18 protein-coding genes and 3 pseudogenes are annotated in these 24,774 nt (G+C 59.0%); 7 read left to right on the top strand and 14 right to left on the bottom strand.

Features of this window, described 5'->3' with window-relative positions; all coding sequences use genetic code 11:
- A complete protein-coding gene (locus tag ACSSVC_RS23780; RefSeq protein WP_492611505.1) occupies nt 1-459 on the bottom strand; it encodes a hypothetical protein in 459 nt (152 codons plus the stop codon).
- A gap of 26 nt (nt 460-485) precedes the next feature.
- Nucleotides 486-860 (bottom strand): hypothetical protein, encoded by a 375-nt coding sequence (locus ACSSVC_RS23785; protein ID WP_492611506.1) that lies wholly within the window; start codon nt 858-860, stop codon nt 486-488.
- Between the two features lie 259 nt (nt 861-1,119).
- Here ACSSVC_RS23785 and ACSSVC_RS23790 point away from each other — a divergent pair.
- Nucleotides 1,120-1,393, top strand: a pseudogene (locus ACSSVC_RS23790) (hypothetical protein).
- A 278-nt stretch (nt 1,394-1,671) separates the two neighbouring features.
- Here the strand turns inward: ACSSVC_RS23790 and ACSSVC_RS23795 are convergent.
- The 3 genes and pseudogenes from ACSSVC_RS23795 to ACSSVC_RS23805 form a co-directional block, all read right to left on the bottom strand.
- Complete coding sequence (locus ACSSVC_RS23795; RefSeq protein WP_492611507.1) at nt 1,672-2,088, bottom strand: hypothetical protein; 417 nt, start codon at nt 2,086-2,088, stop codon at nt 1,672-1,674.
- Between the two features lie 350 nt (nt 2,089-2,438).
- A complete protein-coding gene (locus ACSSVC_RS23800; protein ID WP_492611508.1) occupies nt 2,439-2,852 on the bottom strand; it encodes a hypothetical protein in 414 nt (137 codons plus the stop codon).
- A gap of 1,090 nt (nt 2,853-3,942) precedes the next feature.
- Nucleotides 3,943-4,308, bottom strand: a pseudogene (locus ACSSVC_RS23805) (toxin C-terminal domain-containing protein); the annotation flags it as partial.
- On the opposite strand from ACSSVC_RS23805, the pseudogene ACSSVC_RS23810 reads away from it, so the two are divergent.
- Nucleotides 4,293-4,803 (top strand): annotated as a pseudogene (locus tag ACSSVC_RS23810) (transposase); the annotation flags it as partial. The pseudogenes ACSSVC_RS23805 and ACSSVC_RS23810 sit on opposite strands and share 16 nt — an antisense overlap.
- 259 nt (nt 4,804-5,062) lie before the next feature.
- Here the strand turns inward: ACSSVC_RS23810 and ACSSVC_RS23815 are convergent.
- The 8 genes from ACSSVC_RS23815 to ACSSVC_RS23850 form a co-directional block, all read right to left on the bottom strand.
- Nucleotides 5,063-5,302, bottom strand: coding sequence for a hypothetical protein (locus ACSSVC_RS23815; protein WP_492611509.1), 240 nt, complete (start codon nt 5,300-5,302; stop codon nt 5,063-5,065).
- 7 nt (nt 5,303-5,309) lie between these two features.
- Complete coding sequence (locus ACSSVC_RS23820; RefSeq protein WP_492611510.1) at nt 5,310-14,579, bottom strand: DUF4951 domain-containing protein; 9,270 nt, start codon at nt 14,577-14,579, stop codon at nt 5,310-5,312.
- Between the two features lie 27 nt (nt 14,580-14,606).
- Nucleotides 14,607-14,744 (bottom strand): hypothetical protein, encoded by a 138-nt coding sequence (locus ACSSVC_RS23825; RefSeq protein ID WP_346635026.1) that lies wholly within the window; start codon nt 14,742-14,744, stop codon nt 14,607-14,609.
- Nucleotides 14,745-15,133: 389 nt separating this feature from the next.
- The gene (locus ACSSVC_RS23830; RefSeq protein ID WP_019095870.1) at nt 15,134-15,571 is read right to left on the bottom strand and encodes an Lrp/AsnC family transcriptional regulator; all 438 of its coding nucleotides are present in this window, start codon (nt 15,569-15,571) and stop codon (nt 15,134-15,136) included.
- 22 nt (nt 15,572-15,593) lie between these two features.
- Entirely contained in the window at nt 15,594-16,970 is a 1,377-nt protein-coding gene (gene thrC, locus ACSSVC_RS23835) for a threonine synthase (protein WP_404937275.1), read from the bottom strand.
- A gap of 16 nt (nt 16,971-16,986) precedes the next feature.
- A complete protein-coding gene (locus ACSSVC_RS23840) occupies nt 16,987-17,877 on the bottom strand; it encodes a LysR substrate-binding domain-containing protein (protein ID WP_110652790.1) in 891 nt (296 codons plus the stop codon).
- Nucleotides 17,878-17,918: 41 nt separating this feature from the next.
- Nucleotides 17,919-19,355 (bottom strand): amino acid permease, encoded by a 1,437-nt coding sequence (locus ACSSVC_RS23845; RefSeq protein WP_346635028.1) that lies wholly within the window; start codon nt 19,353-19,355, stop codon nt 17,919-17,921.
- Between the two features lie 152 nt (nt 19,356-19,507).
- Nucleotides 19,508-20,782, bottom strand: coding sequence for a cystathionine gamma-synthase family protein (locus tag ACSSVC_RS23850; protein WP_492611511.1), 1,275 nt, complete (start codon nt 20,780-20,782; stop codon nt 19,508-19,510).
- 247 nt (nt 20,783-21,029) lie between these two features.
- Here ACSSVC_RS23850 and ACSSVC_RS23855 point away from each other — a divergent pair, with 247 nt between their 5' ends.
- From ACSSVC_RS23855 to ACSSVC_RS23870, 4 genes are all read left to right on the top strand, one after another.
- A complete protein-coding gene (locus tag ACSSVC_RS23855) occupies nt 21,030-21,566 on the top strand; it encodes a DinB family protein (protein WP_346635030.1) in 537 nt (178 codons plus the stop codon).
- A 57-nt stretch (nt 21,567-21,623) separates the two neighbouring features.
- Nucleotides 21,624-21,944, top strand: a complete 321-nt coding sequence (locus ACSSVC_RS23860; protein WP_346635031.1) for a YceK/YidQ family lipoprotein — start codon at nt 21,624-21,626, stop codon at nt 21,942-21,944.
- Nucleotides 21,945-22,007: 63 nt separating this feature from the next.
- The gene (locus tag ACSSVC_RS23865; RefSeq protein WP_346635032.1) at nt 22,008-22,265 is read left to right on the top strand and encodes a YceK/YidQ family lipoprotein; all 258 of its coding nucleotides are present in this window, start codon (nt 22,008-22,010) and stop codon (nt 22,263-22,265) included.
- Between the two features lie 58 nt (nt 22,266-22,323).
- The gene (locus ACSSVC_RS23870) at nt 22,324-22,713 is read left to right on the top strand and encodes a YceK/YidQ family lipoprotein (protein WP_346635033.1); all 390 of its coding nucleotides are present in this window, start codon (nt 22,324-22,326) and stop codon (nt 22,711-22,713) included.
- 36 nt (nt 22,714-22,749) lie between these two features.
- Here ACSSVC_RS23870 and ACSSVC_RS23875 read toward each other — a convergent pair whose 3' ends face one another.
- Nucleotides 22,750-23,523 (bottom strand): EAL domain-containing protein, encoded by a 774-nt coding sequence (locus tag ACSSVC_RS23875; protein WP_492611512.1) that lies wholly within the window; start codon nt 23,521-23,523, stop codon nt 22,750-22,752.
- Nucleotides 23,524-23,772: 249 nt separating this feature from the next.
- Here ACSSVC_RS23875 and ACSSVC_RS23880 point away from each other — a divergent pair, with 249 nt between their 5' ends.
- Entirely contained in the window at nt 23,773-24,774 is a 1,002-nt protein-coding gene (locus ACSSVC_RS23880; RefSeq protein WP_346635035.1) for an AraC family transcriptional regulator, read from the top strand.

Genomic DNA, 24,774 nt, shown 5'->3' on the forward strand with positions numbered 1-24,774 from the left:
CTATTTAGCCAAAAACCCTTTAAGCCCAATACAAAATTTATTCAGATCGGACACATCGACAACCGTCTCAAACCCAAAGTAAGTATTTGTCGTTGCCTTTTCGCCCTGACCACAATTAAATAATATACGTATTGAAAACTCTCCATCTGACAAATCGACCGCATCACCACTCAGGGCTGTTATGTGCATATCGTTCTCCAAATTTACATAAGTAAATGACTCAGCCAACTCCCCCGCCACCAGACCTTTAACATGACTATCAAAATAAGATATCAACCTTTCTATATCACGCCTATACAGCCTGCAGAAAAATTTCTCAGATAAAAAACCAGAAAACCCACTATCAAGCGCACAAAATATATTAAAATCAAAAACCCCATCATTTACATAAATATTAACTGGCACAAACTGCAATACCCCCACATCCAACTTAAGACCCACACTTTGCAAATTATTCACTACCACCTTCCCTTACCGCCCAAGACTCACTTACACCAGTCATCCCTGAGCCCAGTCAGAATATTTAGAATATTGGAATAGCTCAAAAAAGGTACTGAAAGAGAAAAATTAAAAGACTCACACTCAATATCTATGGGCAGAAAAAAATCAAAACTCTCTCTTCCACCAGAAAAGAAACTCACATTCAAATGGCTTTTAATAGCAAGCACATCATCAAATAAAATCTTACGCACCTCACCCTCACTCACGAATGAAAAACCATCTACAAAAACATCTAAAGTATCAGCCTCAAGTTCAACTGAACATAGAACCTGCTCCCGCCCTACCACTTCATAAAAGCGACCACGCCCCGAAGCCTCTAGCTGCCTCATTCTTTTTTCAAGGGCCCGACGAATTCTCATACTTTAAACCACTTCTCAATACGATTAGATTTTATACCTTTCAAAAAAAGCACTCCAACCTCCACTTCACCACCAAATATATTACTTCCAAAAAAACCAGATCCAACAACTCAAAAATACCACTTTCAACAGATTCTAAAGAAGCCGCAATCTCAAGAGCAAACTCAACATAGCTAACACCACCATCCAAATTCCGCCCCTTACCTCATCTAACACTAAATAATTTCAACCCTAGATCTAACTATAATTAGCTCACTCCATGAACAGACACATGCCGATTACCGGTCACGACTGCAACATTCCCTATCTGTCGATCGATACCCAAGCTCCCCATTAACGTCCTACACAATGCCACGGCGTATCGCATTCGCGCTGTGACTCAACTGCTGGAGACCTTCGCGATTTCTGATGACGCGCCCAAAGGTGCAGTGGTGCTTCAGGAACTGTCGCTGGTGTGCAGCATTTTGCTGCGCGATGGGTGTGATTTGATGGATCTGGCAGGGCGACGGATGCAAGGGCAGCTATCCGCATAAGCAGACAAGGGCATTATAAATCCACCTCCTTTAGCCAACCGCTGCGGGCGCTCTGCCAGAGACGCCCGCACTTTCAACTCCGGTCTTCCGCATTCGTGGCAGCCTTACCTCGATTTCTCTTAAGTTTCTTATCAGCACAGATCCCTAACAAATCACCAACAACCTCAGCTTTAATTCTGCTTCAATATCGCCGCCATATGCACACATCAACATTTTCAAAAAACCACTTACAACATCACTATCCTTCATTAGCTCGCGCACGCCGATCCTCCTCAGGGTTAGTCGACAACATCAACATCAAATCCGTCACTATCGCCTTTCTCAAAGCCAAACTTTCTACTCCCATCTGCTTGAAAAACAATAAACCTATCATTAACCACATCAGTCTTATGAAGGTAGTCACCGATGGCAACTTCAGCCCCAAAGTCCTCAGCAAGATATTTCGCAAACCCAGCCAAAACTTCATCAACAACTTCAAAACAGCAATAGAATATAGCCAACGTCCTATAACCTACGTCATTGTATTCCAGCCTGATTCCGATCGATTTCTCCTGCTCAACCTCTGACAACTCCCAAAAAGCATCGACACTTAAAACATTCAAATCCGACAACTCAAAAAAAAACTTAAGCGCAGCCGAAATTTCGCTTATATGGAGCTCTTTTCTGATCGACACTTCAAATATTGAAATATTCATTTTTCTCTATTAAAAATAGCCTATTAGTTTTTGACGAGATACTTCATTCAACGCGGCATTTTCTATACAAAATCTAATAAAGCGCCAAAAGTTAAAATAGTGCCACAGGAAATGTCACTGGCGTGCAGAATTCTGCTGCGCGGCGGGTATGATTTGATGGATTTTACAACAAGGTGAATACAAGAGCAGGTACTTCAGCAAGCAAAAATCGCGGCTTGAAAGTCGCGATTTTTCTCTCGTGCTCTTCGACGCTCAGTTCGCGACAAGATAGTTACTCTTATTTTCAGAAGCAACCCCTCTTCCAGCCAGCACAGCATCATCAACATCAGTTTCTTTACACCAAATATCAGTCAGGAAATATATTCACATCTAATATCAGAAAAACCAAAGCCACTCACAACTTTCTTAAGTCTAAAAACATACTCAGTAAAATCCGGCACAGTGCCAAAGACACAAATTCTATTTATTGAAATAGACAACGATATACAATCCCGACTAATTAAGAACTCCCCTCCAAACCTACCATCAAAAACCATAGCAATACCAATCCTCCCGAATGGCGAATGAGAGTCGAGAAATTCCTTTAAGTTGAAATGCTCAGCATACTCTTTCTGCCAATCATAAGAGTCAATATCTGATGACAACAAAAATAGAACATCCCCTTCAAAATCAAAACTCCACCCAGAATCAAGTAGTGCCATCACTATATCTTTTGGACTACAAGGCCGAGACAGACTTACATCTACAGATGCTTGGCTACCCATATTAATACTCCTTAAAAAATATCCCTTTTGAACTCAGCCACTCCTTGGCATGCTGAGGAATCGGTGTATTGGAATGGACCTCAAAAGAAGCGCCATTATCTTTAGCTATTCGAGAATGCGCGCCGACATCTGACTTAAACTTATCAAAACCTTTAGATCCGGCTTGAGCATGATCCTCCCAGTATCGGCCAGATTTAGCCTCGTACCATATAGAGTTATTCGCTCCATAAGCCCCGTCAAACTCTCGTCCTTTCGTCGAAAAGCTTGGTTTTCCACCCAGTTCTTTATAGAGATATTTTTCAAAATCCTGTCCGATTAAACCTTTTGCAGTTCCATCTTCACTATACATCACCCCCGGATTCAGCTTGTGCTCCGGAGTCACATAGGCACCATCCTTCTGCACTCCATCCAGCTGAGTACCGCCGGTATGCGGCGTTGTAATAACTCCGCCACCCTCAGCGTAGCCCCCGCTGGCGGGGTTCCATCCTGATGTAATAACAATCGGATTAACCAGCTTTCGGTTTTCGTCATCAAGTAGATGAACTGGGAACGGCATGAGGGTGACCATTTCCCAGGCTGCCATCGTAACCTTGAGTTGGTTCTGCATTTGCTCCTTTGTTAAAGCGAAATCTTGGCTTACAGCTTTAATCATCGAATTAGCAGAGTTACGCATCCGCTCTTGACTTTCAGGTGTCAAAGTAGGATAGACCAGAGCCGCAGCAAGTGCTGCCATTACTCCAACATAGGCTACCCCTTGTACATAATTCTGCGCCGTTGTAGGAGAACCTCTCAGAGTGGAAATCATTGCTGTCAGTTCAACTGATTTCTCAGGGCTTTCGCGGACAATTTCCTTCATCCGAGCGAGAAGAATCTTTTCCCCATCGGAATTTAAGTCTCCCAACTGCTCCCTCAGGCGAAACTCAATAGCCTCCGCACGTCTGTTCTCATCCTTACTGAAGGCTTTTAGATAGTTTTCGGTTTCTACCAGGACTCTATTAATGTCTTCGGATGTGCCCTGAAGATTGTCTGGCGACGCGATTAGAACGCCCATGCTGGCCAAGAGAAGGGTCAGCTTTACCATCGTCTCCCGGCTTTTTTCCCCATACAACTCAACACTCTTCTTCCACTGCTCATACGCCTTCTTCGGGCTCGCCACCGCTCCAAGGGAAGAACTGCTCGCATACAAATCCGTACGCGACTCCTCATCCTTGGTGATCTCATACGCCTTGCTCACATCCCGGTTCAGCCCGGCCGTTGAATCGGCCCCGGTCTCGGCATCCTTGCGCACCACGATCTCGCCCGCCCCGACGGTGGCGCGCACGATCTGCTCGCGGTCCTTCTGGTAATCCCAGCCGCTGACGCTCCAGCCGGTTTCACCTTCCTTGCCTTTACCCACCTGGCTGCTGTCTTGTGTGGTGCCACTACCGGAGCTGTAGGTGCCGCCCACGAACAGATGATCGCTTGATGCTCAACGGTGTCCTTTGGGTACTTTGTTCTGGCGCTGCCTGGCGCGACATGCCCGAGCGTTTCGGCCCCTGGTCAACGGTTTATCAACGTTTTCGTGATTGGCGCAATCGGGGAGCGTTTGACCAGATGCTCAAACGGCTTCACATCAAGCTCAACGAGCAAGGGTTAATTGACCTGGAAACTTGGATGATTGACTCCACGGCAGTACGAGCAACCCGGGCCTCTTCTGGTGCCGGGAAAAAAGGGGGCCTGAAGAACCACAAGATCACGCGCTCGGACGCAACCGGTGATTCCTCTGCCCAGCATGAAGCGCAAACCCAAGCCGGGGCTGCCGAAACTGTTTGATCATCCCAAGTACAGACAGCGCAATATCATCGAGCGTATGTTTGGCTGGCTTAAGGAGAACCGTCGCATCGTTACGCGTTTCGAAAAGCTCGCGAAAAGTTATGTCGCGATGGTCTCGCTGGCCTTCGCAATGCGGTGATTACGACATTACTTTTCGTATAGAGCCCAGCATAGAAGCCTATGTCTTTCGGTTCCCTCGGTGATACACATTTCCCCACCACCACTGTTGCGATTTCTCGTTAAGGCGCGAATGCTCAAGTCTTTGTTTACATCGGAGGTTTGTATAGATATCAACTCTCAGTCCGAAGCCGGCTGTTTTATAAAAAAACCAAAACAGAAACCATTTACACACCCCCTCCGACCTCAACTTAAAAACCCAAACCGCCAATCAGAAAACCTCAACTTTGCAAACTAGGAGAAACCTCAACACCATTCTTAAAAATGGATAAAACGCTACCCTCCCACCCATATACAATTAGTCCACCATCGAAATACTCAACTTCAAAAACACCATCAGCCACGCCTCCCTCACCTATCACTTCCACCGACTGGCCAGGTTCCAGCAAATATTCTTCCGCCCACGGCTCGACAATAAGCAGAATTGTTTTTTTTGTTCCGTTTTTACATATCATATTCATACAATCTCTACCCCCAATTATCCAAAATCTTCTGCATCAATTCCACTCGATTTTTCGCAGTAATATTATTTCTATTTCTAGAAAATTCATTTGCATAAAAATCTTTCCACTCCGAAGCCATACTACGTGTAAGCCCTTGTTTTTGCATTGATGCGACCTCAGCAACATTAATGGTTTCGAGGCGCTGTAGCGCACCCTCGGGCCTTGCTCCCCACCCGACTACATCCTTGCCAAATTGACTTTGTGTCATCCCCTCAGGAATCGAAGGACGCCCTAATTTAGGCACCTCTGGATTAGTTACTCCTTTAGGAGTATCAGTTCCAGAATTCCCCCCACGTTCATTAACTCGACTTTCGTTAACAGAAACATGAGCCTCACCCTTCGCTCCCCTCTTACCCGGTAACGCACCAGTAAAGATGCTATAGATCAGCTCGCCACCGCCAATTATATAGGCATCCCCTTGATGATTCGGGTTTAATTCTGTCCCTTGAATAGCCTGTGCCGCTGCTTTTCCCGCGTAGGCTTCCGCCTTACCCATATTTTCAGAAAACTTCTTACCAAACTCTGTTCCCTCAATAGCTTTCATCACCAGAAACTGCGCAACACCTTTAGGCCCCTGCGCAGCAGCCATAACATAACCTACAGCTTCCGCTTGCTCTGGATTTTCCTTAATATATTTCTGAGCTGCCGCAAGACTCTCTAAAGTTCCCTGAAGCTCCAATATACCACTGGGATTAACCTGCGTTTCTTTCAGCACCAGCGAACCTTGACTAGGAACGTAGTTACTGGGTTCTACGACCCTTTCAATTTCCTCCAGAACCTTCGGTTCGATACCATTTAATGAGGCGATACCAACAAGAACGCCATCGATGAACTTTTGATCACCCATCATCGCCATAGCTTCGCGGCGACTTTTACCGGAAAGAATCAGTGCCTCAAGTGTACTTTCTGCTAAGTCCTTCCCTGCCACAGCTTCCGCACGAGCATCCATGGGACGCCCTAAAATTTTATCCACGCGATTAATCATCACGTTGAGCGCTGACGCCGCTTTGTTAAAGTTATTCAGTGCAGTTTTGTCATAGTTGAGCAACCCATCAGACCATTGTTTCAGCGTTTCACCCGGTTTGAGTGCAGCGTCAATGGAAGAACTGCTCGCATACAAATCCGTACGCGTCTCCTCATCCTTGGTGATCTCATACGCCTTGCTCACATCCCGGTTCAGCCCGGCCGTTGAATCGGCCCCGGTTTCAGCATCCTTGCGCACCACGATCTCGCCCGCCCCGACGGTGGCGCGGACGATCTGCTCGCGGTCCTTCTGGTAGTCCCAGCCGCTGACGCTCCAGCCGGTTTCACCCTCCTTGCCTTTACCCACTTGGCTGCTGTCTTGTGTGGTGCCACTACCGGAGCTGTAGGTGCCGCCCACGTTCAGGTAATAGCCGTGTTCCTTGTCCTTGCCGGCGATATCGCTGAAGCCCAGGGTGCCGGTGTCCAGCTTGAGGTTGCCGTTGTCAGCGGCGATCAGCGCACCGTCAATCTGGGTGTGGTTTTCGGTACGGATATCGACCTTGTTCTTGCCGGTGATGCGGGTTTGTTCTTCAACCCAGTCGGTCTTGCCGGTGGTCTGGCCATAGCCGACTGAGCCACTGAGCCCCGGAGCAGGACCAAAGGTGGCGGTGACGCTGATGTCGAATTCCTTGCCCTTGACCTTGCCGGTATCGGCGACCGAAGCGACGTTCAGGTCCCCCCCGACACGCCCGATCACTTCATCGCCACGCAGGTTGGCACCAGAAATGTTGGTGTCCTTGCCACTGGTGAAGCCCAGACGCTCCCCGGCATAGAGATAAGCCTCTTGCTGGCGCTCGCCTTCACGCTCCAGATTGCCTTTGCCCATGCTGACGCTGGCGTAGACGCCCACGCCTTCTGAACCAAAGGTGAAGCCCATCTCCCCACCACCACTGTTGCGGTTGTTCTCGCTGCTGTGGTCGTTCTGCGCGGCGCGGATGTTCAGGTCGTTGCCGGCATCCAGGTCAATGTTGCGTCCGGCCTGGGCCTGGGTCCCGATCAGGTTCAGGTCGTTGCTGGCCTTGAGGTTGATGTCGCGCCCGGCATCCAGTTGGGTGGCGGTGGAGGAACCTTGGCTGCTCTCGCTGCTGGCGGTGCCGAAGCTGCCGCCGACGCCGATCTTGAAGCCACCGCTGGTGCCGCCGTGAATGCCGCCCCACATCTCGGTGTTGCGGGTTTCCTCGCTGATGCTGCCTTTGGCCACATCCAGGGTGACGTCGCGCCCTTTGATGTTGATGTCGCGCCCGGCACCCAACTGGCTGCCCTTGACGGTCACGTCGTTGTTGGCCGAGAGGTTCAGGTCGTTGCCGGCCTGCAGGGTTGAAGAGCGGTTGCTCTGCTCGATGATCTCCTGGCTGCTGCTTTGCTTGCTGTTGCCAAGCTTGACGTCAGCGGTCGGCCCGGCGAGGAACTGGCTGACCGAGTCGACGGCCTTGAGGGTGCTGGAGGCTTTGCTGGTGTTGTTTTCACCGTCGCCGGCGCCGTTGACCGCGTCCTTGGTCTTGCCATAGTTGTGGTTAATGGTGACACCCAGGCCATTACGCTCGCTTTCACGCTGCTGCTCGGTCACCCGCACTTCCCGGGCGGCGTCGATCTTGATATCGCGACCGGCCACCAGGTTGATGTCGTGATCGGCCCGAAGGTCGGAACCGATCTGATTGATGTCGCGCTTGGCGTTGACCGACAGGTCTGCACCAGCGCTGATCTGGCTGGCGGCGGCGGTCTGGGTTTCGACGCGATTCTTCTCCTTGTTGCGCTCGGCACCAGCGAAGAGGCTGACACCGTTGTCGTCGCTGCTGACGCCCACGCCGACTTGCTTGCTCTTCTTCCAGTCCTGCTCCGCCGAGCTGTTCTGTGCCGCCACGACATTGACGTCACGTCCGGCGTCGAGGCTGACATTGCGCCCGGCGCTGATGCCGCTGCCCACCACATTGATGTCGCGCTCGGCCTTCAGGCTCGCATCGCGCTCGGCCAGCACCTGGCTGCCCACGCTGGTGCTGCTTTGCGCCTGGCGCCCGGACTCCTTGGCCGAAGCAAAGGAGACGCTGGCCCCGGAGGAGGAAAGCCCGACCTTTTTCTTGTACTGCTCGCTGCGGCTGTAGGCCGTGTCGTTGGCCGAAACCAGATTGATGTCACCTGTGTCCTTGACCAGCCCGGCGCGCAGTTCCACATCGTTGCCGGCCGTGGCTTCACTGGCCCGCAGGCGGATATCGTTGCCTGCTGCCAGCACCACATCGTTGCCAGCGCTCAGCTCGCTGCCGACCTGGGTCGCGGTGGTTTGCAACTGGCTCTTGCCGCTTTTGGACAGGCCAAGGAAACCGGACTTGGTCTTCTTGCTGTAGGAGCCATGCTCCTCGACGCCGGAAAGGATCGCCACATCGCCGGTGGCGCCCACCATCAGGTCTGCACCAGCCTTGAGCTGGCTGCCGATCAGCGTGACATCGCGGCCACCGTTGATGCTCATGCCGCCATCGGCTTTCTTGCTGGTGTTGAGGGTCAGGTCTTTCCCGGCCTCAACCACAGAGGCGACGTTGGTGCTGTGGTAACTCTCCTGTTGCTTGCTGCTGCTCTGACCAAAGGAGCCTTTGCCCTTCTTGGACATGAAAGAGGCAGTTTCATCCTTTGCCGACAGCACATTGAGATCGCGAGCGGCATCCAGGGCGACGTTCTGCCCCCCTTTAACCCGGCTGGCCACCAACGTCAGATCCTGGCCTGCCTTGATCGACAGATCACCACCCGCCTCTACGCGTGAAGACTGCTGGCGAACCTGATCGTCAGAACTTCTACCGTTACTGGTTTTGAACGAGCTATGACCCGCATTCGCCGCAGACTCGATGGTCACATCTCGCGCTGCAACCATCGACAAGCTTTGCTGGGCAGCAACCTTGCTCGCCACAACTTGAATGTCTTGACCCGCTGCTGCTTTCAGACTGCCGGCTATCTGGACGTCACTGGCATTTTGTGTGGTCTGACTACGCGTCCAGAGATCTTTCTTGAACTGGCCATTGCTGCTGTTCGCCTGTTCGGTGGACGTAATGGACAGGTCACGCCCAGCGCTGAGCACCGCATCACCGCCTGCGGTCAATGCGCTGCCGGTATTTTTCAGGTCCCGGCTTGCAGTCAGGGTCAGATTGTTGGCGGCCTCGATACGCGCTGCACTATCAACAAAATCGCGCTGCTCATTACTGATGGAAGTGGAGCTCTGATGGCGAGTCAAAGTGCGCTCGTTAACCACGTCCCCATCAGTTGCCGTCAAGGCCACATCGCGCCCAGCGATAACACCACCGGCCTTGTTCAGCAGATCCTTGCCTGCCGTCAGATTCAGGCCCTTGCCCGCCTCCACCAACCCACTATTAACCAGGTTCTCCCCCGCCACCGCCGACAGGTCATTGGCCGCGCGCAGGGTGCCGACGTTGTTCAAGTCCTTGCCGGCAATCAGGCTCACGTCCTTGCCGGCGATCAGCGCGCCGTTGGGCGCCAGGCGGTTGTTGGCCTGGGCCAGGTACAGCACTGGCACCAGCACTTGTTCGCCGTTCACTTCATGGCTTTCCAGCCAGACGATGTCGTGGGTCAGGGCGGCGACTTGTTCGGAGGTCAGGGTCACGCCCACCGACAGGTCAAGCTGTTGCTTGCTCTGGATGGCGTTGTCCATCAGGTGCTTGAAGAGCTTTTCGTTGCTGTCCTGGCCGTCGATAAAGCGCTGGCCGGTGCGGGCCACCATGGCTTGCTGGATGAGTTTCTGTTCGTAGAAGCCATCACCCAGGCGTTTGGCGCTTTCATCGGGGTTGTAGCCGAGGTGGGACAGCAGGTAGTCCGAGCTCATGAACTGCTTGAGGTTGGTCAGCGCCGGGTTGGTTTCGATCAGGTACTTGTGCGGCCGGGACAGGCTTGCGGCGTCCGGTAGGCCGGCGATCTGCGCAGGGGTTGGGGCCTGGGCCAAGGTGCTGCCCTGGCCGCTGAGGCGGAACAGGCCGTTGCCGCTGGTGGGCAGGGTGAAGCCCGGCAGTATCAGGGGGTTGACCTGTTGCTGGGCCAGTTCCGGGGGCAGTTGCGGGTTGATCCGGATCGGCGTCGAGTAGCCGTTGCCAACGCCGGTGTCGGTCAGGGTCTTGCCGGCGCCGACGTACTCGTAGAAGGAGCGGATCACGCTGTTGTCGAGGGTTTTGTCAGCCTTGAGGTTGACCTTGCCACCGGCCTGGAGGGTGGCGGCGAAGGATTGGTCGCCATCCACCACTTTGCTGCTGGAAGACCGCAATACCCCGGTCCAGGCGATAAAGCCGCTGAGGTCGGAAGCGAAGCTGGCCGAGGGCGTCGGGTTGTTGCGGGCGTTGAACGCGGCGGCATGGGCGGCGGCGTTACCGGTCTCGTTGACGAAGCTCTGATAACGCCGCAGGGTAGTGATTTCCTGGGGTTGCAGGCCCTGGTTGTGGACGGTCTCGGCCTTGACGTTGAGGTCGCCGACCGCGGTGATCAGGCTGCTGGTGTTGGTCAGGGTCTGGGTGTCGATCTGCAGGTCGGCGCCGCTGTTGAGGCTGGCGGCGGCGCTGCTGTTGGTCACTCGCAGACGATCGGTTTCGGCCACTTCCCAGAAGCCGTTGATGCGGCCGCCTCCGCGGTCGTCGCAACCAATCCACTCACACGGCAAGCGGGTGATACTGGCTGCACTCTTTTCGTGCTCGGTGTACTGCAGCACGTCCATGACGTTGTTGACAGTAGTGGCGGCGATGCTCAGCTTGCCGAGGCTTTCGATATCCCCGGAACGGTTGTCCAGCAGGTCGGCGCGGGTTTGCTGGTCGTCCTTGGCGATCAGCGCGGTGCCCAGGCTGTACACCTGGGCGTAGCGGTTGGTGAAGCTGGTGGTTAGCAGCTGCATATTGCCGCCGCTGGAGATCAGGCCGTGGTCGTTGACCAGGGTGGCGGCGTTGAGGTTCAGGTCTTCGCCGCTGCCCAGGGTGCCAAGGTTGTGGATGCTGGCGGCGTTCAGTTGCAGTTTCTGGCTGGCGGTGATGCGCCCGGCGCTGTTCAGCGCCCCGTCGATCTTCAGCGTGCTATTAGCGCCGCCGGCGATGCTGGCGCTGTCCGCCAGATCCAGTTGGGCGGCATGCAGGTCCAGTTGACCAATGCTGCTCAGGCGGCCCTTGCCGCTGTAGTTGCCGCTCAGGTCGAGGTTGAGCGCGGCGTCACTGCCGATCAGGCCGTCGTTGCTCCAGTGGCTGCCGCTGCCGGTCAGGCCGTTGCCCGCCAGGAGCTGGCCATCGGCGGTCTGGCTCAGGTGGTCGACCTTGACCAGCAACTGGTCGGCCTGGATTGCACTGCTGTTGGTCCAGCGCTCGGCCTCCAGGGTCAGTTGGCCGGCGGTCTTCAGGCGGCCGCCGACGTCTTCGAGGTTGGCCATGGAGATGCCGAACACGCCACTGCCGCTGTGCAGCAGGCTGCCGCCACGGTTGTTGAAGCCGCCGGCGTCGAAGGCCAGGTCGTGGTTGGCGGTTTCCAGGAAGCCGTCGCGGTTGTCGAAGGTGCCGCCGATATCGAAGCGGGTTTTGCTCGCCAGGCCCAGGGCCCGCAGTTGCCCGCGCTGGTTGTCCAGGCTGGCGGCGGCGGTGGCCAGGGTACTGCGGCTTTCGATCAGGCCCTGGCGGTTGTCCAGGGCGCCAGCCAGTTCCAGCTCGATCTGCCGGGCGCTGATCTGGCCGGCGCTGTTGTCCAGGTCCTTGGCGCTGATGTGCAGCGCCTGCTGGGCGAAGAGCGCGCCGTCACGGTTGTCGAGGCGGCCATCGGCGGCGGTTTCCAGAGTGGCGCCGCCGTTGAGGGCCGAGACCTTGCCCGCGCGGTTGTCGAGGTGGGCCGCCTTGAGCGTCAGGTCGCCCTGCTGGGCAATCACTTGCCCGCCCTGGTTGCCGGCAGCGGCCGCCACATCAAGGCCCAGGGTGGTCTTGGCCTGCAGGAGACCCTTGGCGTTGTCCAGGCGCTCGGCATTGAGTTGCAGGTCGGCTTCGCGGCTGAGGATCTCTCCGCCGTCGCTGTTCTGCACTTCGCCACTGGCGCTGATCAACACTGAATCATTGGCCGCGACCCGGCCCTTCTGCCGGTTGTCCAAGTGTTCGGTGAACAGCCGCAGCCACTGCTGGCTGGAGAGTTCGCCGCCCTGGTTCTCAACCTTAGTGCTGCGCTTGAGCAGCAAGGGGCCGGCGGCAGACAGCGTGCCCTGGTTGTTGATCAAGTGTCCCAGCAGGTCGAGGGTGACGCCCTGCTTGCCGGTGAAGGTGCCGTGGCTGTTGTCCAGGTCACTGCCGATGAATTCCAGGTCGCCGGTGGCGTTGACTGTGCCGCCCTGGTTGCCCAGGGCCATGGCCTGCAGGGTCAGGGTGGCGGCGCTGTCGATGGAGCCGCCCTGGCTGTTGTCCAGCCGGTCGCTGAGTTTGAGGCTCTGTGCACCCGCGCTGGAGATCACGCCCTTGAGGCTGTTGTCGAGGCTCGCGGCCTTGACGTCCAAGGCCTGCTGGCTGACCAGTCCACCGCCCTGGCTGTTGTTCAAGGCGTCGCTGAGGGTGATGTCGACACCGCCCTTGAGGCTGGAGACGGTGCCTTTGTTGCTGTTGTTCAGGCCGGTGCCCTTGAGGGTCAGGCCCTGCCAGCCCGACAGCAGCCCACCCTGGTTGTCCAGCTCAGCGCTGCCGGTGATGGTCAGGGTCTGTTGCGCCAGTACCACGCCGGTGAGGTTGTCCATCCCGGCCAGCACCAGGGTGCTGCTGCCCTGGCTCGACAGCTCGCCGCCGCTGTTGCCCAGGTGGCCCAGGGTGGCATTGAGGGACTGCTGACTCTTGATCAGGCCGCCCTGGCCGTTGCGCACCTGATCGGCATTGAGTTGCAGGCGCTCGGCGCTCAGCAGCTTGCCCTGATGGCTGTTATCCAGAGTCCCAGCGCTGACCGTTACCTGGCGCTGCCCGCTCAGGGTGCCGCCCTGGTTGTTCAGGGTCTGCTTGGTCGTGACCGTCAGATCACGGCTGGCCACCACGCTCTTGCCAGTGTTGTTCAGGTTTTGCGCCGTCAGGGTGACATCGCCGTTCGGGTTGCGGCTGTTGTCGAGGTTGACCCCGGCTTCGATGATGCCCTGGTTGTTCAGTTGCCCGCCGCTGCCCAGATTGATGCTGTTGGCCGCCGCCAGGGTGCTGTGGTTGTTCAGGTCGTCTTGAGTTTGCACCTTGAGATCGGTGCCGGCGTAGACCGCGCCCTTAGCATCGAGGCTTTGCGCCTTGATCGCCACGGCACCCTTCTCGGCGGTGGCGTCAGCCATGCGCAACTGGCCGTTGGCATCCAGCTGTATATCTCCACCACTGGCGATCAGCTTGCCGTCGAGCTTGACCCCGACCCCAGCTTCAGTGCCCACCAGCTTGATGGCCCCGGCGTACATGCCGCCCAGGGCCGAAGAGTCGATGGCCAGTTGCGGTGCCTCCGCTGGGTTGGCGGCGCGGGCTGTGGCATTGAGGGTCTTGGCATCGACATCGTTGGCCCCGGCGATCACCGCCAGGTGCTTGGCCTGGATCTCGGCGTTGATTTTCGCGCTACGGGTGATGATTTCGAACTGGTCGATATTGCCAGCGTTGAGGCCCGCGCCCTCGATGGACACGCTGCCCTGGTCCACCTGATAACGCTGGATCTGGCCGTTCTCGATCACCGGTTTGCCGGTGGTCAGGGTGGCCTTGGGGGTGTTGATGAAGCCGCAGCCGTTGCAGCTGACGCCGTAGGGGTTGGCGACGATGACATGGGCCGATTGCCCGGCCACTTCGGTGTAGCCCTTGAGCTGGCTGGGGCTGCCGCCGTTGACCTCGTTGAGGATGACATTGGCCGCGCGGCCACCCAAATTGGGGTTGCCGAGGATGATCCCGCCGAGTTGGGTTTCCTGGGTGCGGTTGATGGCGTTGTTGAGGATCACGCCCTGCTGGCCGACGTTGTAGTCGCTGAACTTGTTATGGGACAAGCCACCGCCATTGGGCGTGGCAATGTTGACGATGGGCACGCCATTAGCCGCTTGCCCGAGGCTGGTGCCGCTGCCATTGACCACAATGCCGTCGGCCATCACCACCAGCGGCTGCCAGAACATCACGTTGGCCAGGATGAACGCCAGTCCGCGTTTCGGCAGGCCCAAAAAGGACTCACGGGATTGCAGGGCAGCCGAAGGCTGGCGGGCCAGAAAGGCAAACTGACGAACGTCCATGTCGAATATCTCAGGCAAAAAGCGGAATTAGAGGATCAGATCCTGGTCGCCGGGGTTGAAGGTCGGTGCGGGCAAGGGAGCGGCAATCGCCATGTGCACGGGGCCGGCCAGCAGCAGGCAAGACAAGGCACAGCACAACCTCATCCCGAGGGCGGAGATAGGCATATTCGGTCCTTCGAAAGGGCAGCAAGGGTCAAGACAGGGCGGCGATATTAATGTGCCACTATCCTGGCGTCAAACAAGCGCCGAGCACCCCAGCAAACGGCGTATACCCCCGGAATACGGGCCTTGCAGTGGGTGCCGATACTGGATTAACCCCAATAACCGACACATCAGACACTTCTGAATTTTCAGGAAAGGTTTCTTGGTAGCGGACTGTTGATCCGCCAGAGGCGTTTCTTCGAGCCATCGGCTACCCGCGCAGATTTCCACCGAAGCCATTTCAAGGCGTACCGCCCAACACCTGCTCATGAGGCATGAACGGGCACATTCCGCGGCGCCAAAAAAGCAAAAAAGCCAACACTGGTTGGCTTTTTCAAGCAGGCAGACAGCCCCTAACTCACCGAGGACAGGACAAAGGACGTGACGGTGTTTTCCACCCCGGGCAAGGCGGCGATGTCATTCCACACCCGATGCACCCGCTCCGCCGTGGCGGCGCTGACCCGCACCAGTACATCGAACTCGCCGCTGAGCACTTCGCACTGGACGATCTCCGGCATGGCACGCAAGGCCTGCAGCACTTCGGCGCCGCGCATGCGGTCGTAGCGGTAGACGAAGATCAGCGCATTGATCCGGGTGTCCGCGCCCCGCCCCTCCCCCACGCGAATGGTGTAGCCCTGGATCGCCCCGTCCCGTTCCAGGCGCTCGATACGCTGGCGCACGGCATTGCGCGACAGGTTGACCTTGGCCGCCAGCTCGGCGTGGGCGGCCCGGGCGTTGAGGGTCAGTTCGGCCAGGATGCGCTCGTCCAGAGGATCAAGAATCCGCTTCATGGGCTCACCTTGCACCGGCCCATCACCAGGACTCCAGGCAGTGCAGCAGCGCGCCAAAGTCATCCGCGGCCAGCGTCTGCCACTGCTGCGTCGAAGGCTGTGCCACCGGCTCTTGCGGCAACCCGGGGAGGCCCAGCGAGCTCAGCAGGCGCGCCGACTTGGCCGGTGCAATCTCCCCCAGGGTGACCATCGGCGCCACCAGGCTGCGGCGGTACAGGCGTGCCGCCAGAACCCCGGTGGCGGCATGGGGGTCAATGACGTAGCCGGTGTCCCGATACAGGCTGACGATCTCCTTGCCGGTCTCTTCGTCGCTGACCGAATAGGAGTCGATGATCATCCGCGCCTGCAGCCAGGCTTCGTTGTCCAGGGTCATCTCGCCGTTGTCCTCGAAGCCCTGCATCAGCACCGCCACCGCGTCCGGGTCCTGGCCATACAGCTCCCAGACCAGGCGCTCCAGGTTGGCGAACAGCGACAGGTCCATGGCCGGCGACAGGCTCTGGCTGGCCTGCCCCCGGGAATACTGGTTCTTCAGGAACAGTTGGTGCAGGGCGTCATTGCGGTTGGTGGCCACGATCATCTGAGTGATGGGCAGGCCCATTTTCTGCACGATGTAGCCGGCATAGACCTCGGCGAAACTGGCCGCCGGAACACTGAAGCCGATGGGCCGCTGGCCCCCGCCAAGTTGCAGCACGGCGTGGAAATACAGCACCAACTGGGCCATGACCCCGACCCAATTGCTGGAGTTGAAGCCGATCACCTCGTGCTCGGCCAACGGCCACTGACGCAGCAAGCGGCTGACCAGGGTCTGGCAGTCATCGAAGCTGCCCTCCACGGCGAAGCGCCACAGGCCCGGCTGGTGCGCCGCCTGCAACTGCCGCCCTTGCTGCTCGGGCACCCCGTGCTGCGGATAGAACACCATCAGTCGCGTCTGCGGGCAGTCCTTGAAGGCCTCGATGGCCGCCAGTCCGGTGTCGCCATTGGTGGCCCCCACCAGCACCCCACGCCGCTGCCGGCGCTGGAGAAAGTAGCTCACCAGTTGGGCCTGCAGGCGTGCGGCAAAGTCCTTGGCCGAACCACTGGGGCCATGAAACAGCTCCAGCAGCCACTCATTGCGATCGATCTGGCGCAGCGGCGCCACCGCACGATGGCCAAAACCGCTGTAGGCCTGCCGAAGCAGCCCCTTGAAGTCCGCCTCGGGCAGGCTGTCGCCAACAAAGGGGCTGAGCACGCGAAAGGCCAGTTCGGGGTAATCCAGGGTCGACCAGTTGGCGATTTCCTGGGGGCTGAAACTGGGCAACTGCTGCGGCACATAAAGCCCGCCGTCGGCCGCCACGCCGGACAGGACCACGGTTGCGAAATCCACCTGTTCGGTGGCACTGCGGGTACTCACATAACGCATGCTTGGCTCCGGCCAGTCATTTGTAGCGATGGGCCTGCTCCACCAGCCAGGTGGAAAACTTCAGCGCATCGGGGTGTTGCTCGGCGTCGGCGCCGCGCACCAGATAAAAGGACTCGCTGGCCTCGATGCGTTGCTCGAAGGGTTCCACCAGACGCCCGTCAGCAAGCATTTCAGCGACCATCGAGGAACGGGCCAGGGCCACGCCCTGGCCCAGCTCGGCCATGCGCAAGGTCGAGATCAGGGTGTCGAACTGCATGCCCCGGGACGAGTCCACGCCACTGGCGCCGGCGCGCTTGAGCCAGTAGCCCCAGCCCTCCTCATAGCCCAGTACATGCAGCAGTTGATGCCGGGCCAGATCGTCCGGCACCTGCAGTGGCAAACGCGCCAGCAAGGCCGGGGCGCAGACCGGGAACAGGCTGTCCCAGGTCAGGCGCTGGGCCACCAGCCCCGGCCAGTGCCCGCGGCCCCAGCGGATCTCCATGTCGTCCTCGCCGTCCAGTTCCTTGACCCAGATATTGCTGATGTAGCGAAGGTCCACCTGGGGCTGGGCCTGCTGGAAGGTCACCAGCTTGGGGGCCAGCCAGTGGACGAAGAACGCCAGGCTGCCGCGGACCTTGATCGGCCGGTGCTGGTGCTGGCCGAAGATTTCGTTGGTGCCCACCGCCAGCCGGGTGATGGCATCCTGCACCACCGGCAGGTAGGAGCGCCCCTCCTCGGTCAGGTCCAGGCCCCGGGGCAGGCGCTTGAACAGCGCCACCCCGAGGTGGCTTTCCAGTTGGCGGATCTGCTGGCTCACCGCGCCCTGGGTGAGGAACAGTTCCTCGGCGGCGTGGGTGAAGTTCAGGCAACGGGCGGACACTTCGAAGGCGCGCAACCAGTTCAGCGGGGGCAAGCTTTTCTGCTTCATGGCCTGGCTCTCATGGACACCCTGGATACCGCTCCCGTCCTTCAGCCCTGCAAGGCATCGGACGAGCGTGCCAGAGGTGCCAGGGCCAGGCGCCGCTGGCGGCTACTGCGGGTAATGTAATACACGAAGTAGCACCAGGCGATGAAGGGCAGACCGAAGTACAGGGCCACCCGCTGCTCGGGATCAAAACCGATGCCGACACAAGCCAGGGCGCAGCAGAACAACGCCCCCAGCGGCACCCAGGGATAGCCGCGGACACGGAACTTGAGCTCGCGAACATCGCCGCCGTTGGCCACATAGTGACGGCGAAAGGCGATCTGGCTGGCGGCGATGCTCATCCACACCACCACCACCGCCAGCCCGGAAATCGACACCAGGGCCAGGTAGATGGTGTCCGGGGCGAACACACTGCTGAGCAGAGAGGCCGCACCGCCGGCCATGCTTACGATGATCGCGTTGAGCGGCGTGCCCATGCGGGTCAGGGCCGAGAACTGCTTGGGCAGATGGCCCTGGTCACTCAGGGTCCAGAGCATCCGCGAGGCGGCGTACAACCCGGAGTTGGCGGCGGACAGCAGCGCGCTGATGATCACGAAATTCATGATGTCCGCCGAGTACGGAATGCCGATGTAGGTGAACACCGTGACGAACGGGCTTTCCACCAGGCCGGCCTGCTCCCGGGGCAACAGGGTGGCGAGGACGAAGATGGTGCCGACAAAGAAGATCGCCAGGCGCAGCACCGTGGTGCGGATCGCCCGTGGCACGTTGCGTTGCGGGTCGCGGGTTTCGCCGGCGGCAATGCCGATCAGTTCAGTGCCGGAGAAGGCGAAGGACACCGCCAGCAGGGTCATGGCAATCGGCATGAAACCGGTGGGGAACAGCCCCTCACGAGTGAAGTTGCTCAAGCCGATGCTGTGGGCCTGATCGATGTTCAACAGGCCCAGGATCGCCCCGCCACCCACCGCCAGGAACACCAGCACGGTGATCACCTTGACCAGCGACAGCCAGAACTCGGTCTCGGCGAACAGCCGCACCGAGACCACGTTGGACAAAAACACCACCATGGCGAACAGCGCGCTCCAGATCCACACCGGGGTGTCGGGGAACCAGCGGGCCATGAGGATGCCGGCGGCGGTGAATTCCGAGCCGATGGCCACGGTCCAGGTCAGCCAGTACAGCCAGGCCACGGTGTAGCCGGTGCCGGGGCCGAGAAAGCGCGTGGCGTAGGTGCTGAAGGAGCCGGTCTCGGGCATCTGCACCGCCAGTTCGCCGAGGCACATCATCACCATGTACACCATCAGCGCGCCGATGATATAGGCGATCACCGCCCCCAGGGGGCCGGCCTGGTTCACCGTGTAGCCGGACGTGAGGAACAGCCCGGTGCCGATCACCCCGCCGAGGGCGAGCATGACAATGTGCCGGGTCTGCATTTCTTGCTTGAAGCCGCCGCGCAAGTCGGTCTGTTGTTCTTGTAGGGACATGATGGTTCTCATGAAAGTTGTCAGGGCAAGTCTCAATTTCTGCGACTGTGGAAATGGGCAGAAAACAAATCGGATGCCACCAGGTTTTTATTGTTATTCCTCTTCATGAAGCCCCCACGGGCTGCCTTGCTGTGGGGGTGTTGCGCGCTCTTTCAGTGGGCGACCTCGGCCCGGGCATTCAGGGAAGGGACGGCGTCGGGCGCCGCATTCTGCTTGAGGGATTGGCGCAGCCAGGCAAAGGCCTGTTGCAGGTCTGCCAGCAGGTCATCGGTGTCTTCGATGCCCACCGAGATCCGCACCAGGCCTTCGGAGATGCCCAGGGCCTGGCGCTCTTCCAGGGTGTTCTCCACATGGCTGGTGGTGCGGGCCGGGCCGTAGATGGTTTCCACCGCCCCCAGGTTGCCGGCGCAGTGGGCATAGCGCAGGCGCGGCAACAGCAGCTTGACGCTGTCCATGCCGCCCGCCAGGACAAAGCTGACGATGGCGCCAAAGCCGCGCATCTGCGCACAGGCCACGGCGTGGTTCGGGTGGCTGGGCAACCCTGGGTAATTCACCGCTTCCACCAGCGGCTCGTTGAGCAGGAACTGCGCCAGTTGCGCCGCGCTGTGCTGTTGCTGACGCATGCGCAGGGCCAGGGTCTTGATCCCGCGGATGATCAGGTAGGCTGAAAACGGATCGAGGCTGGCACCGTTGATTTCCCGGTAGTGACGCACCTGGCTCATCAGCGCTTCGCTGCCGCAGGCCACGCCACCGAGCACATCGCCGTGGCCGCTGAGGAACTTGGTGGCGCTGTGAATCACCACATCCACGCCCAGCGCCAGGGGGTTCTGGTTCAGCGGCGTGGCAAAGGTGTTATCGGCCACCACCAGGGCGCCGACCTGTTTCGCCGCGCTCACCAGACGCTGGATATCGACGATCTTCAGTGTCGGGTTGGTCGGGGTCTCCAAGTACAGCAGATCGCAGCCCTTGGCGATCTCGGCTTCGATCTGCTGCTGGTCGAAGGTTTCGCAGAGGGTCACGGCCACGCCCATGCGCGGCAGGAACTCTTCGAAGATTTTGTTGGTGCCACCGTAGCTGTCCTTGGTGGATACCACTCGCTGACCGTGGCGCACAAAGCTGTAGAGCACGCCGCTGATGGCCGCCATGCCGCTGCTGAAGGCCACCGCCGATTCGGCGTTTTCCAGGTCCCGCAGCTTGGCTTCCAGGGTCTCCACCGTGGGGTTGCTCATGCGGCTGTAGATGAAGCCCGGAGCCTTGCCCAGGGCCACGTCGTACCACTGGTCGATGTCGTCATAGCCATAGGCGGCGCTGGCGATAATCGGCGTTTGCGTGGCGTTGTAGGGATGACGGATCTGCTCTCCGCCCCAGACCACCCGGGTGGCGGTTCCGGGATTTTCCAGCCCTGTGCGTTCAGGTTTTTTATTCATTGCAACGGCTCACCATAAAGGGTGCGCGGCTTGTTGCCGCGCTGGATCTGGTGGCCAATATAGAGAAAAGCCCAAGCCCCGAGAAACGATGTTATCGGGGCCAAAGGGGCGTTTTTTTTAATGCCTCGAAGGCCTGGAAAACGCCCATCGCACGGGCATTTTCAAACCGCCCTTGCGCGCCGGCCATCCTCCTTGCGAAGCTGATGCCCGCCTGATCGAGCGCCCTACACCACCACAAGGAACGGCCATGAACCGCACCGAACACCTGAACCTGATGGCCCGCTACAACCAATGGATGAACGCCAAGCTGTACAACGCCGCCATGAGCCTGCCCGAGGGGCAGATCGTGCTCGACCGCCAGGCATTTTTCGGCTCGATCCTCGGCACCCTCAATCACCTGCTGGCCGGTGACACGATCTGGCTCAAGCGTTTTGCCCAGCACCCTGCGCAGCATCCGGCACTGGCCCCTCTGCAGCAGGTGGCCCAGCCACAGGACCTCAAGACCCTGCTGTTCAGTGACCTGCGCGGGCTCTGGCAGCAGCGCCAATGGCTGGACCAGTTGATCCTCGATTTCAGCCAGTCCCTGAGCGAGACCGACCTGGACAGCAGCCTGCATTACGCCAACACCCGGGGCGTGGTCGCCGAGCGCAACTTCCATGCCCTGCTGGTGCATTTTTTCAATCATCAGACCCATCACCGAGGCCAGGCCAGCACCCTGTTGACCCAAGCCGGCGTGGACATCGGCGATACCGATCTGCTGCTGTTGATTCCATCAGCGATCTGAGCGGGTGCCGATTATTTATTCGAGCCTATCTAGCGTGCGTCCCAGGCTTCTGCGACGATGCGCGCGGCAAAAATCTGCTCGCTAAGGAATGGCATCATCAAAGCCCTCAACGCTGTACTTCTGCTGTCCCTGCTGTCCCTGACGGGCTGCGGCACCCTGATCGCCCGCACGCCCAACGCCCATACCGGCTACGACTACTACAAAGGCACCCAGGCCAATATCGAGCTGCTGACCATGCGTGGTTCCAGTGGCTACGACGGCTACGCCACGGTCTTCTGCTGGGTCAGCATCGTCTGCCCGGTGGTGGCCATTGTCAGCCTGCCGGTGGATGCCGTGGCCGACACCGCGCTGCTGCCCTATGACGCGATGAATCACTGATCCGCGCCGCCCCCTGTCTCAACCCTGCGTGGAAGCCTGATCATCCGAATCACCCCTTGCCTGTTGCTGCTCAACACCCTGCTGCTGAACGGTTGCGGCACCTACATGGCGCGCAGCGGCCATGATTGGCGTGACGATCGCTATTACCGCGGCACGACGATGAACGCGCAGATACTCACCGGCTATGACATGGGCTACGCGGGCATGCTCACCGGCATCTGCTGGGTGAGTGTGGTGTGTCCGATCCTGATGGTCGCCAGCCTGCCCCTGGACGCCGCCGTCGACACCGTGCTGCTGCCCTACGACGCGAGCAAGCCCTGAGCCCCGCCCCAACCGCTACCTGAATGGAATCCCGATCATCCGAATCATCAACTACCTGTTGTTGCTCAACACCCTGCTGCTGACTGGCTGCGGCACCTACATGGCCCGCGGCGGCAGCATGGACTGGCGCGACGATCGCTATTACCGCAGCACCAGGACCAACGCGCAGCTGCTCACCGGCTACGACATGGGCTATGGACGCATACTCACCGGCGGCTGCTGGGTGACGGTGGTGTGCCCGATCCTGATGATCGTCAGCCTGCCCCTGGACGCAACGCTCGACACCGTGCTGCTGCCCTACGATGCGTTCCAGCCGGAGCGGCCCAAGCGCGACATGCACGTCAGGAGCCGGCCGGTGCCCGAAGAAGACCTGCCTGCCTTGCCCCTCGGTGCGCAGGTGCAGGATCCAACGGCCAACACCCCACCCATTACCCCCCATCCCGACTGAGCCGCCGGCCATCCCCGGCCCCTGGCCCAAGCACCGCTACGCCTGATCCGGCGCGCAAAGCTCCGCCACCCGCTGCTCCAGGCAGCAGCGCCGGCCGAGGCGATCCACCTGCGGGCGACCGAACAGATAGCCCTGCCCCCACTCGCCACCACAGGCCGTGGCCAGGCTCTGGTCGGCAGCAGTTTCGACCCCTTCGATGATCACGCAAGGCGCCAGAGTCTTGCACAGCTGCACCAGGTGGCTGAGGGTCTGGGCGCTGTTGAGTTCGCCACGGGCGCGCTGGATGTAACCCTTGTCGATCTTGACGATATCCGGCCGGGTCTGGCGGATGAATTCCAGGGTGCCCAGGCCCGCCCCGAAATCATCGATGGCCACCCGGCAGCCCAACGCCCGCAGGCACAGGACGAATTCGCTGGCGGCCTCGATGCTCGGCGGCGTGGCGCTTTCGGTGATCTCGATCACCAGCCGCGCGGCCACGGAAGGAGCCTCCTGCAACAGCTCGATGATGGTGTGCCAGTAGCTGTCGATGATCGCGCTGCGGGCCGAGATGTTGCAGCCCAGGCGCAGGCGTTCGTCACGCTGCAGACCCTCGATCACACAGAGCACCACACTGCGGTCCAGCTCGCGCATCACCGGGTGTTTCTCCAGCAGCGCCAGGGGATAGGCATCCCCACCCTGGGCATCGACCTGGCGCAACAGCCCTTCGTGGTAAAGCACCCGGCTGCTGTCCGGCAGCCATACCACCGGCTGGAACGCCAGCATCAAACGGCCTGCGGCCAGTTCGCGATAAAAGTCTTTGCTGCTTTGCATGACAGATCCATAGGCAAGACAAAGGCACACCCCGACAAGCAGCACCCGACGAACCGGCCGTCGTGGTCACTCAAGGGTCCCTGCCCGACCATGATCGACCCTCCCTCGCCCCTTGAGGAAGTGTTCCCGGATACCTTTCGCTTGTCCTCGGAAACCCTGGCCTCGGCTTAATCGTCTGCGGCCTTTTGTTTATTGCAATCATGCAAAAGGCCTCATCGATATCATTTAGCCATTAGTTCAGGAAGACCTATGCACAGAATGACCAGCGCCAGCTTTCGGGTGCTTGCCGATGTCATGAGAGAGGGCGGCGCCAATGTCGATGCCCTGCTCAAACAGTTCGGCAGCAGCATCCAGGACGTTGATGAAAACCCCAAGGGCGTCAGGCTGGAACTGGTCTATCAAGTCATGGGCGAGGCGACCCGGCGCACGGGCAATCCGGATCTCGGACTGCTGGCCTACAGCAAGGCCCATCCGGCCAACCTCAAGGCGCTGGGGTATGCAGTGATGTCCTGCGCAACCCTGGGGGCGGCCCTGCAACGCCTGGTGGACTATCACGCGCTGATCAGCAATGGCTTCTGCATGTGCCTGGAGCGCAATCCCCAGGCGCTGAAACTGATAGGTTTCGATGTCACCGCCGCGCCCTCGCTGATGCCCCGGGCCGTGATCGACGCCGGCACGGCCCAGACCCTGGGCCTGCTGCACTGGCTGCTGCCCCAGCACAAGCCCCGCCCACTGGCTGCGGCCTTCACCTACCCCGAGCCTGCGGATACCCGGGCCCTGCGGCGCCTGCTGGGGGACAACCTGCAATTCGCCGCCCCCCACAACAGCCTGACCTTCAGCCACCAGGACTGCGCCATCGCCCTGCCCACCGCCGACCCGGCCCTGGATGTGCTGCACATGGAATACGCCCGCAGCCGGCTCAACGTGCTGCTCAGCGGCTCGATGACCGCCCGGGTGCGCCGGGCCCTCTCGGAATGCCTGGCCCGGGGCGCCCCCAGCGACCTGCCGCACATCGCCGAGCGGGTCGGCGTCAGCACCCGCAGCCTGCAACGGCGCCTGGGCCATGAAGACGTGCACTTTTCGGCCCTGCAGGATGAAGCCCGGTTGATGCTGGCCCACAGCTTCCTGCGCAACTCCATGCGCAGCGTCAAATACATCGGGGCGTTACTGGGCTTTCGCGACCAGAGCAGTTTTCACAAGGCCTGCATGCGCTGGTTCGGCATGACGCCCGGGCGTTACCGCGAGCAGTAA

The sequence above is a fragment of the Pseudomonas sp. E1BtOHC1 genome (assembly GCF_058744285.1).

Coding starts and splice junctions, on each gene's coding strand:
- ACSSVC_RS23875 (WP_492611512.1), bottom strand. CDS start 23,523: ATGCAAAGCAGCAAAGACTTTTATCGCGAACTGGCCGCAGGCCGTTTG.
- ACSSVC_RS23830 (WP_019095870.1), bottom strand. CDS start 15,571: ATGAAGCGGATTCTTGATCCTCTGGACGAGCGCATCCTGGCCGAACTG.
- ACSSVC_RS23850 (WP_492611511.1), bottom strand. CDS start 20,782: ATGAATAAAAAACCTGAACGCACAGGGCTGGAAAATCCCGGAACCGCC.
- ACSSVC_RS23825 (WP_346635026.1), bottom strand. CDS start 14,744: ATGCCTATCTCCGCCCTCGGGATGAGGTTGTGCTGTGCCTTGTCTTGC.
- ACSSVC_RS23860 (WP_346635031.1), top strand. CDS start 21,624: ATGCGCGCGGCAAAAATCTGCTCGCTAAGGAATGGCATCATCAAAGCC.
- ACSSVC_RS23820 (WP_492611510.1), bottom strand. CDS start 14,579: ATGGACGTTCGTCAGTTTGCCTTTCTGGCCCGCCAGCCTTCGGCTGCC.
- ACSSVC_RS23785 (WP_492611506.1), bottom strand. CDS start 860: ATGAGAATTCGTCGGGCCCTTGAAAAAAGAATGAGGCAGCTAGAGGCT.
- ACSSVC_RS23815 (WP_492611509.1), bottom strand. CDS start 5,302: ATGAATATGATATGTAAAAACGGAACAAAAAAAACAATTCTGCTTATT.
- ACSSVC_RS23800 (WP_492611508.1), bottom strand. CDS start 2,852: ATGGGTAGCCAAGCATCTGTAGATGTAAGTCTGTCTCGGCCTTGTAGT.
- ACSSVC_RS23855 (WP_346635030.1), top strand. CDS start 21,030: ATGAACCGCACCGAACACCTGAACCTGATGGCCCGCTACAACCAATGG.
- thrC (WP_404937275.1), bottom strand. CDS start 16,970: ATGCGTTATGTGAGTACCCGCAGTGCCACCGAACAGGTGGATTTCGCA.
- ACSSVC_RS23795 (WP_492611507.1), bottom strand. CDS start 2,088: ATGAATATTTCAATATTTGAAGTGTCGATCAGAAAAGAGCTCCATATA.
- ACSSVC_RS23880 (WP_346635035.1), top strand. CDS start 23,773: ATGCACAGAATGACCAGCGCCAGCTTTCGGGTGCTTGCCGATGTCATG.
- ACSSVC_RS23845 (WP_346635028.1), bottom strand. CDS start 19,355: ATGTCCCTACAAGAACAACAGACCGACTTGCGCGGCGGCTTCAAGCAA.
- ACSSVC_RS23840 (WP_110652790.1), bottom strand. CDS start 17,877: ATGAAGCAGAAAAGCTTGCCCCCGCTGAACTGGTTGCGCGCCTTCGAA.